Raw genomic sequence first — 12,622 nt, 5'->3', positions numbered from 1 at the left:
CCACATTCGCTTCTGATTTGAGTAGGCAGGCAGAAAGAGTTTCCCGGATATGGCCAAGCGCGCGTTCAACCTGCCCAACATGCTCACCTACGCCCGCATCGTCGCGGTGCCGATGGTGGTGCTGTGCTTTTTTCTCGAAGGACATCTGAAGTCGAGCGACTTTGCCCGGTGGTCGGCGCTGATCATCTTCCTGCTCGCCTCGATCACCGATTATCTGGATGGCTATCTGGCGCGCGCCTGGCAACAGACCTCCAACATCGGCAAGATGCTCGACCCGATCGCTGACAAGCTGCTGGTCGCCACCTGCCTGCTGCTGCTGGCTGCGGACACCGATCGCCATGCGGGCATTGCCGGCTGGTCGTTGTGGGCGGCGATCATCATCCTGTGCCGCGAAATCCTCGTCTCGGGCCTGCGCGAATATCTGGCGGCGCTGAAAGTCTCGGTGCCGGTGACGCAGCTGGCAAAATGGAAGACCGCCATCCAGATGGTCGCCATAGCGTTCCTCTTGGCCGGACCGGCCGGCGACAAGATCTTTCCGCTGACCACCCAGACCGGGCTGGTGCTGCTGTGGATCGCGGCGTTGGTCACGCTCTACACCGGCTACGACTATTTCCGCGCCGGCCTCAAGCACATCATGGACGAGTGAGATGACGACCCGGCTCATCTATTTTGCCTGGGTGCGCGAGCGCATCGGCATGCCCGAGGAAGACGTCGACTTGCCGGCTGGCATCGAGACGGTCGCCGATCTCCTGCGCTGGCTGAAATCGCGCGGCGAGGGCTACGAGCACGCGCTGCAATATCCTGACGTCATCCGTGTCGCTATCAACCAGGAGCATGTCGAGCACCGCGAGAAGATCGCGGGCGCCCGCGAAATCGCGCTGTTCCCGCCGATGACCGGGGGCTGAAATGACCGGCGGGATCATACCTGTCGTGCGCATTCAGCGCCAAGATTTTGACGTCGCGGCCGAAATCGCCAGACTGACGCAAGGCCGCGCCGATATCGGCGCCGTGGTGAGCTTCTCAGGCCTTTGCCGCGACGAGCAGGGCGCGCTCTCAGCGCTCGAGCTCGAACACTATCCCGGTATGGCCGAAGCAGAAATCGCCCGCATCGCTGCTGAAGCGGTCGAGCGTTGGCCGTTGCAGGGGCTCACCGCCATCCACCGCCACGGGAAGATCGCGCCCGGCGAGAGCATCGTGCTGGTGGTGGCAGCCTCCGCGCACCGCCATGCGGCGTTCGAGGCGGCGAATTTTCTCATGGACTATCTCAAATCGCGCGCGCCCTTCTGGAAGAAGGAGCATCGGGCTGACGGCTCGGAGGGTGGCTGGGTCGAGGCCAAGGAAGCCGATGCAACGGCCGCGCAACGCTGGAAAGCGTCCGAATAAGATCCGCCGCAGCCATGCATTGACCGCAATCCTTTGGCCAATTGGCGGAATTGGTCAGCCTGGGCATTGGCAACCCGTGGCATTGGCAGCCCAGGGCATTGGCAGCCCGGGGTGAGGGAGATGGTCATGCTGGACAGGATCGCGGAGTTCTTCATCTTCGGTTTCGTGCCTCTGGTCGTCGGCATATTGGCCGTTCCTGAGCAGTCTGTTGCCGCCGAAAAGGCAGTGAGAGGCGAAGTGATCTATCGCGAGCGCATTGCCTTGCCGCCCAGTGCCGTGCTCTCTGTGCAACTTGCCGATGTGTCGCTGGCCGATGCGCCGGCCACCATTATCGGCGAGCAGAAAGTGAAGCCGACCGGCCAGGTGCCGATCAGCTTCGAGATCAAATTCGACCCTTCCGTCATCCGGTCGCAGATGACTTACGCGTTGCAAGCCCGCATCACCGTCGACGACAAGCTCCTGTTCATCTCCGATATGCGCCATCAGGTCGATCCGCTGACCGACGTGCCGCAGACCATCATGCTGAAGATGGTCGCCCCGAACGCCGAGCCGACGGTTTCGGTCTTCGACCAGCTCTGGCTGGTCGACTATGTCGACGGCATCGGCGTCATCGCTGCCCCGCAAGCGACATTCAGGGTCAGCGAGGCCGGCAAGGCGGGCGGCAGCGGCCCCTGCAACACCTATTTCGCCACCGCCAAGGTCAATGGGCAAACGATCGTGATCGGAGACATCGGTTCGACCTACAAGGCCTGTGCGCCAGAGGTGATGGCCGAGGAAAAGGCGCTGTTCGATGCGCTGGCCAAGGCGGCGTCATACCGCGTCGAGGCCGGCAAGCTCATCATATCAGGCAAGGATGGCCGCGAGATCCTGCGCTTTAGCGCGGCGAGCTGACCCCCAACGAAAAAGGCCGGCGAAACGCCGGCCTTCTTTTTACGGAATCCAAGGTCTGGATCGTCGGCTCAGCCGACGATCTCGGTGTCCGAGAACCAGTACTTGATCTCTTCTGCCGCGGTCTCCGGTGCGTCGGAGCCGTGCACGGAGTTTTCGCCGATCGACAGCGCATGAACCTTGCGGATGGTGCCTTCGGCGGCGTTGGCCGGGTTCGTGGCGCCCATCACTTCGCGGTTCCTGGCAATGGCGTTCTCGCCTTCCAGCACCTGGACGACGGTCGGTGCCGACGACATGAATTCAACCAATTCGCCGAAGAAAGGACGGTCCTTGTGGACGGCATAGAAGCCTTCCGCTTCGCGGCGGCTCATCCAGACCCGGCGCGAGGCGATGACACGCAGGCCTGCCTCTTCCAGCATCCTGGTGATGGCGCCGGTGAGATTGCGCCGGGTTGCGTCCGGCTTGATCATGGAAAATGTGCGTTCGAGCGCCATGGGTCGTCCTTGTCTGAGAATGGAATTGAGAGTGGCGGGCTCTATACAAGCCGCCCGGCCCATTGCCAAGGGCCCCCGATCAGACGGCTGCACAGCAACGCTTTGCTTGCTATAGTCGCGTGCCGGCGCCGCGCTGAGGTCGGGCCGTATGGAGACAACATGACCATGACAGACGATCGTCAGGAACGCATTCGCAACCGTGCGCACCAGATCTGGCTGCAAGAGGGCCAGCCGGCTGGACATCATGAGCGCCATTGGCATCAGGCGGCGGCGGATGTCGACCAGGAGGACGCCACGGACAAGTCGGCAGCCAAAAAGCCAACCAAGAAGGCAGCTGGCGCCGCCAAGCCAAAAGCCGCCCCCAAGGAGGCAAAGGCTGCCACGAAGGCCGGCAAGCCAAAGAAGGCGGCCAAGTAAGTTACTGCTTTACGGCGTCAAGCCGCGGCGGCGACCTTTCGCCCCAGCCCGCCATGCAGGTCGAGGCAGCGGGCGAACCACTGCGCCACCACGTCGCCGTCGTCGAGCAATTGGTAGGGCGAGGCTATGCGCGCCCATTGCAAGGCGCCGAAGACGATATAGTCGCCAAACAGCGGCGCCGCGCCGCCGATGAACGGCTGATAGAAGAGCATCGAGCGCAATGGCTCCAGCGAGGCTCTGAAAGTGCCGAGCCCGGCCTCCCTGGCGGCCGTCACCTCCTCCAGCCTCTTGCCAAGACGCTGCTCCCGGCTTTGGCGGAAATAGACGGCGTTTTCCGCGTCCTGCATGGCATGAAGGTCCATGATGGCCGCGGTGGTCACGTAGGGATGAATGGTCACTTGCGACCAGCGTTCGATGAAGCGCGCCATCGCCTCGCCGCCTTCACCGCCAAACAGCGTCGGCCGGTCCGGATAGGCTTCATCGAGATAGAGCGCGATGGCGAAAGAATCCGCGAGGACTGTCTCGCCGTCGCGGATCACCGGAACGGTTTTCGAAACGCCGCCCTCGACAGCGGGCACCTCGAGAAAGCGCGTCGGTACGGTTGATATGTCGAGCCCCTTGTGGGCAAGCGCCATCGCCACCTTCCAGCAATGCGGGCTGAACGGACGTGTGCTGTCGCGTCCGACGAGATCATAAAGCAGAATGGTCATTGGCGGCGGCTCCCGTGCGGGTTAGGTAGGCCCCGCATCGACGCGAGCCGAGGGAAGCCATGAGACAGCATTTCATGATGTTTGCGGCCTATAATCAATGGGCCAACGGTCGCATCTATGATGCCGCCGCCGAACTCGATGATGAGGAATTCAACCGCGATGTCGGCGCCTTCTTCGGCTCGATGATGGGCACGCTCAACCACCTTTTGACTGCCGACCGCATCTGGATGAAGCGCTTCACCGGGGAGGGCGACGCGCCGACGACACTGGACGCTATCCTGCATCGGGGGTTGACCGGCCTGCGGGCGGCGCGTGAAGCCGAGGACAGGCGGATCATCGATTGGGTCGGCGGCCTCAATGACAAGGCGTTGACGGGCCGGTTCACCTACATGACCGTCTCGGACATGCGCACCGTTTCGCAAAGGCTGGCGCCGGCGCTGGACCATGTCTTCAACCACCAGACCCACCATCGCGGCCAGGCGCATACGATCTTGACCATCCTGGGACGGCCAAGCCTGGGGTTGGACCTGATGCTTTTCCAGCGGACCGAGGAGGGCAGGGCTTTCGCCTGATCCGGTGGCGTTTGCGTAGTCAGTCCGAAGGTTGTGCCGGCCGTCGCTGCATTTTGTGCTGCAGCATCGTCTTTGCATCAGTAGGCACCGGATGGATTCAGGCAGCCGTCGAAGCCTCGCCCCTGATTTCGTTGTCCAACTGGGACTGGGTCAGGGCCGCTTCCGCCATGACCCACTGCTTGAACAACTGGACCTTGCGTGCGGCAAGGCCTTTCAGCGGAGAGACAAAATACCAGCCAGCCGTGTTCGGATGATGGACGGCGAAGGGAGCCACCAGCCTTTCGGCGCGGATGTCGCTGGCCATATAGGCACGGTTGGCCACCGCAAAGCCCATCCCGGAATTGGCTGCCTCGTAGGACATCATGCACGAGTCGAAATAGATGCTCTTGGTCTCGCTGAGCACGAAGCTGGCGCCGGCGAAACCAAGCCAGGACTGCCAATTCTGGGTGCAGGTGTCGGAATGCAGCAGGGTGAAGTGCTTGAGGTCGTCCGGTGTCACCTTCGACAGCCGCTTGTCGCCGAGGACTTCGTGGAACAGCTTGCGGCTGCACACCGGTGTCAGGTCTTCGCGAAACAGCAGATCGGACTGCAGCCCGTGAAAGTGACCGTCGCCATAACGGATTTCGAGATCGAATTCCGAGGCCGTGAACTCATGCGTCGCGTACGAAGTCGAGACCCGCATCACGATATCGGGATATTGCTGCTGGAACAGCGGCAGGCGCGGAAACAGCCAGCGTGCCGCAAAGGTCGGCAGCACCGATATTTTTAGCACATGCTCCTGCGATTGTCCGGTCGCTTCCATGCTGGCGGCCACGATTCGCTCCAGCGCCTCGCGAACGCGCGAGACATAGGTCTCGCCCTCCGGCGTCAACGACACCGCATTGCCGCCGCGCTGGAAAATCTTGAAACGAAGCTGATCCTCCAGGCTTTTCACGCGCTGGCTGACCGCTGAAGCGGTAATAAACTGTTCTTCACCGGCGCGCGTGAAATTCCCGTGCCGCGCAGCACTTTCGACGATTTTCAGCGAATTGAGGTTGACCTGACTGAGCAGACGCACGGTTTCGACCTTAAGCTTGGCTTACACTAGCACCAGCATTCCTAATTTTACAGGGGTGGGTGAATTAATCGACTGTTTACCAAGTGTTGCCCCCATCCTGGAGAAGTACAGTGAACGCCCACACCATTCCCGAACTGCGTTATGCGATGAGCCGCGAAGCCATTATCGGCCATGAAACCGCCTGGAAAGTGTCGAGTTTCGGTGTCGCGCAATATCTGCACGGCTATGACCCGGCACTGCTTGCCGCGATCGAGGAGGCTGCCCTGAAGCTCAAGGCCAGCCATGCCGTGCACAAGCACCTCGATCTGACCTTCATCACCGGGGCCGACCGTTTCATCCCCGAGATCAGGGAATTGCTGCATGACAAGCTGCGCCTGGAGCGGCTGTCCGACATGATGGGCACCAAGCTGGAGCCCTATCCGCTGTCGATCGTCGGCTCGACGGTCACCTTCATGAATCCCAGGGACGGCGCCGTGGAGTGGCATTGCGATGGCGTTCCGGTCACCGAGCTCATTCCGCTGTCGATCAGCAATCCGCTGGTCGGCGGCCACCTCGAAATCTATTGCGACGACTCCGAAACCGGCCGCGCCATTCTCGAATCCGGCCGCGAGATCCCGCGCAACAGTGTCATGCGCATCGATCACAAGATGAACTACGCGACGCTCGGCCAGTTCCTGGGCGTCCTGCATCGCACCGCGCCGATCCGGTTCGGCGAGCGCGTCACGCTGGTGCTCAACCAGCGCTCGGTGGCCAAACCCTATGTCGACGACAACAGAATGTTCTATCTCGCCGCCGACAATGACCACGACCGTGAGTGGGTCAGCGAACTGGCCGAAGATGTCTGGACCAACCAGCTCCCGGCCTACCGTCGGTTCGAGGCGGAGCATCCCGTGCCCGCCGCCGTCGATGCTCCGGTTCCGGGCGGAGCCAGGGAATCATGGTAGTGAACCATGATCCCGAAAAGTCGGAACCGGTTTTCGGACAGGATCATGGTCGAACAGCAAAATAGAATCCCATGCCGATTGTTTCGGCAGGGATCCGGCTCGATATCCGCGTTGGTCTTCGCTGCCGGTGCGGTGGCGTTGTGGTCCACCAATGCCCTGATCGGCAAATCCCTGCTGGCCGGCCATCCGGTGTCGCAGGTCCAGTTCCTGCAATTTGCAGGCGCTGCACTCGTCTTCGCCGCCATCCGATTGATGAGCCGGGCCATCCGATTGATGAGCCGGGAAAGAGTAGCACCGGTCACGGCCGGGGCGGCGTTCATCTCTCTCGCGGTCGGCTTCATCGGTCTGGTCGGCACCATGGTGCTGCAATACATCGCCTTCGCTTCGATGCCGGTGATCGAGGCCAATCTGGTCGCCTACACCTGGCCGTTGATGGTCGCGGCGGCAGTCATTGCCTTGGAAAATCCGCGGCGTCCGGCACTGTTGGGTCTCGCCGCGGTGGTAGGCTTCATCGGCGTCGCACTGGTGATTTCGGGAGGGCGCAACCAATCCTGGTTCGACGGCGATCTGGTCGGATATCTCGCCGCATTCGGGTCGGCGCTGTGCATGGCCTTCTATTCGATCATGGTGGGACGGGTCGCCACCCCAGCCGATCGCCTGTTGCTGCCCTCATCGTTGATCGGCGTCGCTTTGACGTTTCTGTGGTGCGCTCGCGACGGTTTCACCTGGCCCATCGGCGCGGACCTGGCTCTCGGCCTTTATCTCGGCGCCGGTCCGATGGGCTTGGGCTACTATTTCTGGTCGCGCGCCTTGAAGCTTGAAGGCAGCGGCAGGGTCGCGGTGGTCGCCTATCTCACGCCGATCGCCTCGACCCTGCTTTTGACCTTGTCCGGCGAACGGCTGACGGTGACGGCCATTGTCGGAGCCATCCTCGTCATCGGCAGTTGTGTCGCGGTCGGTGTGGAACGTTCGGAGGCCGAAAACCATGTTTGACGAGAATGAGCGTCTGGCCATTCAGGAAGCGCATTGGCTGATCGACGGATTCGGCGTCGAGGCACCGCTTTACGCCGCGATGAGGGCCGAAAAGGCGATAGAACAAAAGGATTTCGCGCGCTGCGCCCGCTGGAAGCGTATTCTGGAGATATTGGACGAAAGTCCTGCCGCTAAGTCTGCTGGTTCCAAGTATTAGATTTTCTAATTTGCACGGCGTCGATTTCGCATGAATGCTATTTTGGCCGATTCTTCATTCTTTTATGAGGCTTGGCGGTCCGTTGGGGGACGCGGTTAAAGAGATACATCGACACAAGTCTTCGCTGGGGTGGAGGATTTTGTCGCAAATAAGGTGAAAGAATTGTCAAATATCGATGATAAGACCGTTATCGAGCTGACGGCCGATATTGTCTCGGCCTATGTAGGCAACAATCCCCTTCCGGCTTCCGGCCTGCCTGAGTTGATTGCCAGCGTCAGTGCTTCGGTTCGCAAGCTCGCTGGTGCAGTTGTCGCGGAAACACCAAACCTGGTTCCGGCAGTCAATCCGAAGAAGTCGGTATTTCCCGACTACATCATCTGCCTTGAGGACGGAAAGAAGTTCAAGTCGCTCAAGCGGCACCTGCGGACCGACTACGGCCTGAGCCCGGACGACTATCGGGCCAAATGGGGCTTGCCGCCGGACTATCCGATGGTTGCGCCAACCTACTCGGCGACGCGATCGGCGCTGGCAAAGTCGACGGGACTGGGCCGCAAGCCGGCAGCAGCGCCGGCCGCTGTCGCCAAGGCAACGAAGCGCAAGGCGACTGCCTGAGAGCAGGCAAGCCACCGTTCGGCTGCTTTGACGGCGCCCTCGCGGGCGTCGTTTCGAGGCCTTGTGCGGCCAACTGGCCCGCAAGGCCTTGCGAAGCGTTGATGTCCGGTGCAAAAGCGCGGCCATGCTGATCATCAACGACCTATCGCTCCGCATGGCCGGACGCCTGCTTCTCGACCATGCCTCGCTGACCTTGCCGGCCGGCACCAAAGCCGGCCTTGTCGGCCGCAACGGTACCGGCAAGACGACGCTGTTCAAGGCCATTACCGGCGATTTCCCGTCCGAGACAGGCTCGATCAGCCTGCCGAAGAGCACCCGCATCGGCCAGGTGGCGCAGGAAGCGCCAGGCACCGAGGATGCGCTGATCGAGATCGTGCTCAAGGCCGATCTCGAACGCACGGCGTTGCTCGAAGAGGAAAAGACGGCGACCGATCCGCACCGCATCGCCGACATCCATATGCGGCTTGCCGACATCGACGCGCACTCAGCCGAATCCCGCGCCGCCACCATTCTCGCCGGCCTCGGCTTTGATGACGCTGCGCAACGGCGTCCGGCCTCCTCCTTTTCCGGCGGCTGGCGCATGCGCGTGGCGCTCGCCGCGGTGCTGTTTGCCGAGCCCGATCTGCTGCTGCTCGACGAGCCGACCAACTATCTCGATCTTGAAGGCACGCTGTGGTTGGAAAACTACGTGTCGAAATATCCGCACACCGTGCTTTTGATCTCGCACGACCGCGACCTGCTCAACCGCGCCGTCAACTCGATCGTTCACCTCGACCAGAAGAAGCTGACCTTCTGGCGCGGCGGCTACGACCAGTTCGAGCGTCAATACACCGAACAGAAGGAATTGCAGGAGAAGGGCCGCGTCAAGCAGGAAGCCGCGCGCAAGCACATGGAATCCTTCGTCGAACGGTTCCGCGCCAAGGCCTCCAAGGCGAGACAGGCACAGTCGCGCATCAAGGCACTGGAAAAGATGAAGCCGATCGCGGCCCTCGTGAACGACTCGGTGCGGCCGTTCTCCTTCCCCGAGCCGGTGAAGACGGTGGCCTCGCCGATCGTGGCGCTGAACAACGTCAATGTCGGCTACACCGAGGGGCAGCCGATCCTTAAGAAGATGACGCTGCGCATCGACGCCGACGACCGCATCGCGCTGCTCGGTGCCAACGGCAACGGCAAGTCGACCTTCGCCAAACTGCTGTCCGGCCGGTTGAAGCAGGAGAGCGGCACCATGACGGTGGCGCCCGGGCTGAAGGTGGCGATCTTCGCTCAGCATCAGCTCGACGATCTGCGGCCGGACGAAAACGCCTACGAGCATGTCCGCCGGTTGATGCCGGAGGCGCCGGAATCGAAGGTACGCGGCCGCGTCGCCCAGTTCGGCCTCACCACCGAGAAGATGAACACCGCCGCCAAGGATCTTTCGGGCGGCGAGAAGGCGCGGCTGCTGATGGGCCTGTCGGCCTTCGAGGGGCCGAACCTGTTCATCCTCGACGAACCGACCAACCATCTCGACATCGACAGCCGCGAATCGCTGATCCATGCGTTGAACGAATTCCCTGGCGCCGTCATCCTGATCTCGCATGATCGCCATCTGCTCGAGGCAACCGCCGACCGGCTGTGGCTGGTCAAGGACGGCGCGGTCAACCCCTATGACGGCGATCTGGAAGACTACAAGACGCTGGTCACCGGCGTGTCCGGCGACCGCCGCGGCAAGCGCGAGGCCGACAAGGCATCAAAGGCCGACCGCCGTCGCGATGCGGCGGCACGCCGCGCCGCCTTCGAGCCGCTGGCCAAGGAGATCCGCGCCACCGAAGCGCTGATGGACCGCATTCGCAAGCGCATCGACGGCATCGAGGACGAACTGTCCAATCCGGCGGTCTACGAGAAGGATCCGTCGACGGCGACCCGGCTGGCCAAGGAGCGCTCGCAACTGGCCCAGACGCTGGCCGGCCACGAGGAAAAGTGGCTGTCCATGTCGGCAGAGTATGAAGAAGGCACGGCGGAGTAGGGGGAGCGTTCTTTCCTTCTCCCCTTGTGGGAGAAGGTGGCCTCGCGAAGCGAGGTCGGATGAGGGGTGTTCCAGGGAACCCCAACGTCTCACTCCGCTGGAACACCCCTCATCCGTCTCGGCGCTGCGCGCCAATCCACCTTCTCCCACAGGGGGAGAAGGGAAGGCGCTATCTGGCCCTACACGCCGCGTCCGGAACCGGTTAACGTCACCCCATGAACCAACACACCAAGCTTCGCATCGGCCATTCCGCCTGTCCGCATGATTGCCCGTCGACCTGTGCGCTCGAGGTCGAACTGCTCGACGGCAATCGGATCGGCCGCGTCCATGGCGCCAAGTCCAACAGCTACACGGCCGGCGTCGTCTGCGCCAAGGTCGCGCGTTATGCCGACCGCGTCCACCATCCCGACCGTTTGCTGAAGCCGCTGATCCGCGCCGGCACCAAGGGCGGCGGCACCTGGAAGGAAGCGAGTTGGGAGGCCGCGCTCGACCTTGTCGCCGAAAAGTTCATTGCGGCCGAGGAGAGCTACGGCTCGGAGACGGTCTGGCCCTACTATTATGCCGGCACGATGGGGCTGGTGCAGCGCGACGGCATCGACCGGCTGCGCCACGCCAAGAAATATTCCGGCTTTTTCGGGTCGATCTGCACCAATCTCGCCTGGACCGGCTGGATGATGGGCGCCGGCGCCTTGCGCGGGCCGGACCCGCGCGAGATGGCGAAATCCGATTGCGTGGTGATCTGGGGCACCAATGCGGTGGTGACCCAAGTCAACGTCATGACCCACGCCATCAAGGCGCGCAAGGAGCGCGGCGCCAAGATCGTCGTCATCGACGTCTACGAAAACGCGACGATGAAGCAGGCCGATCTCGGCCTTGTGCTGAAGCCAGGCACCGATGGCGCGCTGGCCTGCGCGGTCATGCATGTGCTGTTCAAGGAGGATATGGCCGACCGCGCCTATCTCTCGAAATACACCGACGACCCGAGAGGGCTGGAAGCCCATCTCGAGACGCGCACTCCGGCGTGGGCGGCCGGGATCACCGGCTTGACGGTCGCCGAGATCGAGGCCTTCGCCCGCCTCGTCGGCACGACCAAGAAGACCTATTTCCGCCTCGGCTATGGTTTTGCACGCCAGCGCAATGGCGCCGTCAACATGCATGCCGCCTCGTGCATCGCGGCTGTCACCGGCAGCTGGCAATATGAGGGCGGCGGCGCCTTCCATTCCAATTCCGGCATCTTCAAGCTCAACCAGGATGTGCTCGAAGGCACCAAGATGCGCGATCCCTCGATCCGCTATCTCGACCATTCGCGCATCGGCCCGGTGCTGACCGGAGCCAGCGATGCGCTCTATGGTGGCCCGCCGGTGACGGCGATGCTGATCCAGAACACCAATCCGGTGAATGTCGCGCCGGAGCAGCGGCTGGTGACGCAAGGCTTCCTGCGCGACGACCTGTTTACCTGCGTGCACGAGCAGTTCATGACCGATACGGCCAAGCTTGCCGACGTCGTATTGCCGGCGACGATGTTCCTCGAGCATGACGACGTCTACAAGGGCGGCGGCAACCAGCACATCACGCTTGGCCCCAAGCTGATCGAGCCGCCGGAAGGCCCGCGCAGCAACCATTTCGTCATCGAGGAACTGGCAAAACGCCTCGGCGTCGCCGACCGTCCGGGTTTCGGCCTGACCGAGCAGCAGCATATCGACATCATCCTGGGCAAGCGCGGGCTGGGCAGTTTCGAAAGCTTGAAGCAAGACAAGTGGGTCGACCTGCAGCCGGATTTCGAGGCAGCACACTTCATCAACGGATTTGGCCACGCGGATGGAAAATTCCGCTTCCGCGCCGACTGGACCGGGCAGGCGGCGCCCAACCGGCCGCCGAAAAGCATGGGTCTGTTCGGCCCGGTGGCGCTTCTGCCGGAATTTCCTGATCATGTCGATCTGATCGAGGTTGCCGACGAGGCGCACCCGTTCCGGCTGACGACGTCGCCGGCGCGCAATTTTCTCAACTCGACTTTTTCGGAGACGCCGGTGTCCAAGGCCAAGGAGGGCCGGCCTGAACTCTTGCTGCACCCCGACGATGCCTCAGCCCTTGGGTTGGCCGATGGCGACCGTGTCGAGGTCGGCAACACGCGCGGCGAAGTCGTGCTGCATGCGAAGCTGTTCGACGGCATCAAGCGCGGCGTGGTGATCGCCGAAGGCATCTGGCCAAACAGCGCGCATGAGCGCGGCGAAGGCATCAATGTTCTGACCGGCGCCGATGCGCCGGCGCCCTATGGCGGTGCTGCCTTCCACGACAACAAGGTCTGGCTGCGGGCGGCAGGCTGAGATCGGCGAGAACTCCGCTCGTCTCGCGCC

Annotated in this window: 15 protein-coding genes; 12 read left to right on the top strand and 3 right to left on the bottom strand. The window is 62.4% G+C overall.

The window, feature by feature from the left end:
• Positions 1–49 precede the first annotated feature (49 nt).
• From pgsA to A9K65_RS25910, 4 genes are all read left to right on the top strand, one after another.
• Positions 50–646 (top strand): CDP-diacylglycerol--glycerol-3-phosphate 3-phosphatidyltransferase, encoded by a 597-nt coding sequence (gene pgsA, locus A9K65_RS25925; protein ID WP_013532480.1) that lies wholly within the window; start codon positions 50–52, stop codon positions 644–646.
• A gap of 1 nt (position 647) precedes the next feature.
• Positions 648–905: a molybdopterin converting factor subunit 1 gene (gene moaD, locus A9K65_RS25920; protein WP_013532479.1), complete on the top strand. Its 258-nt coding sequence runs from the start codon at positions 648–650 to the stop codon at positions 903–905.
• A 1-nt stretch (position 906) separates the two neighbouring features.
• Positions 907–1,383, top strand: coding sequence for a molybdenum cofactor biosynthesis protein MoaE (locus A9K65_RS25915; protein WP_013532478.1), 477 nt, complete (start codon positions 907–909; stop codon positions 1,381–1,383).
• 126 nt (positions 1,384–1,509) lie between these two features.
• Entirely contained in the window at positions 1,510–2,274 is a 765-nt protein-coding gene (locus A9K65_RS25910; protein ID WP_013532477.1) for a YbaY family lipoprotein, read from the top strand.
• A gap of 68 nt (positions 2,275–2,342) precedes the next feature.
• Here the strand turns inward: A9K65_RS25910 and ndk are convergent, their stop codons facing one another.
• Entirely contained in the window at positions 2,343–2,765 is a 423-nt protein-coding gene (gene ndk / locus A9K65_RS25905) for a nucleoside-diphosphate kinase (protein WP_013532476.1), read from the bottom strand.
• Positions 2,766–2,924: 159 nt separating this feature from the next.
• Here ndk and A9K65_RS25900 point away from each other — a divergent pair, with 159 nt between their 5' ends.
• The gene (locus A9K65_RS25900; RefSeq protein WP_013532475.1) at positions 2,925–3,182 is read left to right on the top strand and encodes a DUF2934 domain-containing protein; all 258 of its coding nucleotides are present in this window, start codon (positions 2,925–2,927) and stop codon (positions 3,180–3,182) included.
• Positions 3,183–3,199: 17 nt separating this feature from the next.
• Here A9K65_RS25900 and A9K65_RS25895 read toward each other — a convergent pair whose 3' ends face one another.
• On the bottom strand, positions 3,200–3,892 hold the full coding sequence (locus tag A9K65_RS25895; protein ID WP_013532474.1) for a glutathione S-transferase family protein: 693 nt from the start codon (positions 3,890–3,892) through the stop codon (positions 3,200–3,202).
• Between the two features lie 59 nt (positions 3,893–3,951).
• Here A9K65_RS25895 and A9K65_RS25890 point away from each other — a divergent pair, with 59 nt between their 5' ends.
• The gene (locus tag A9K65_RS25890) at positions 3,952–4,464 is read left to right on the top strand and encodes a DinB family protein (protein WP_013532473.1); all 513 of its coding nucleotides are present in this window, start codon (positions 3,952–3,954) and stop codon (positions 4,462–4,464) included.
• Between the two features lie 97 nt (positions 4,465–4,561).
• Here the strand turns inward: A9K65_RS25890 and A9K65_RS25885 are convergent, their stop codons facing one another.
• Positions 4,562–5,521, bottom strand: coding sequence for a LysR substrate-binding domain-containing protein (locus A9K65_RS25885; protein ID WP_013532472.1), 960 nt, complete (start codon positions 5,519–5,521; stop codon positions 4,562–4,564).
• Between the two features lie 110 nt (positions 5,522–5,631).
• Between A9K65_RS25885 and A9K65_RS35715 the strand changes: the two genes are divergently transcribed.
• The 6 genes from A9K65_RS35715 (at position 5,632) to A9K65_RS25850 (ending at position 12,592) form a co-directional block, all read left to right on the top strand.
• Positions 5,632–6,465, top strand: coding sequence for a hypothetical protein (locus tag A9K65_RS35715; RefSeq protein ID WP_024504290.1), 834 nt, complete (start codon positions 5,632–5,634; stop codon positions 6,463–6,465).
• A gap of 45 nt (positions 6,466–6,510) precedes the next feature.
• Complete coding sequence (locus tag A9K65_RS25870) at positions 6,511–7,458, top strand: DMT family transporter (protein ID WP_064993164.1); 948 nt, start codon at positions 6,511–6,513, stop codon at positions 7,456–7,458.
• Entirely contained in the window at positions 7,451–7,654 is a 204-nt protein-coding gene (locus A9K65_RS25865; protein WP_064993151.1) for a hypothetical protein, read from the top strand. Before A9K65_RS25870 ends, A9K65_RS25865 begins: the two co-directional genes overlap by 8 nt.
• Positions 7,655–7,816: 162 nt before the next feature.
• On the top strand, positions 7,817–8,266 hold the full coding sequence (locus A9K65_RS25860) for a MucR family transcriptional regulator (protein ID WP_064993165.1): 450 nt from the start codon (positions 7,817–7,819) through the stop codon (positions 8,264–8,266).
• 124 nt (positions 8,267–8,390) lie between these two features.
• Positions 8,391–10,268, top strand: coding sequence for an ABC-F family ATP-binding cassette domain-containing protein (locus A9K65_RS25855; RefSeq protein ID WP_027162727.1), 1,878 nt, complete (start codon positions 8,391–8,393; stop codon positions 10,266–10,268).
• 215 nt (positions 10,269–10,483) lie between these two features.
• Entirely contained in the window at positions 10,484–12,592 is a 2,109-nt protein-coding gene (locus A9K65_RS25850) for a molybdopterin oxidoreductase family protein (RefSeq protein ID WP_064993152.1), read from the top strand.
• The last annotated feature ends 30 nt before the right edge of the window (positions 12,593–12,622 follow it).

This window comes from Mesorhizobium sp. WSM1497 (assembly GCF_001672455.2).
In the GTDB taxonomy this organism is placed as follows: domain Bacteria; phylum Pseudomonadota; class Alphaproteobacteria; order Rhizobiales; family Rhizobiaceae; genus Mesorhizobium; species Mesorhizobium ciceri.
This window is presented reverse-complemented; position numbering and strand designations above follow the sequence as displayed.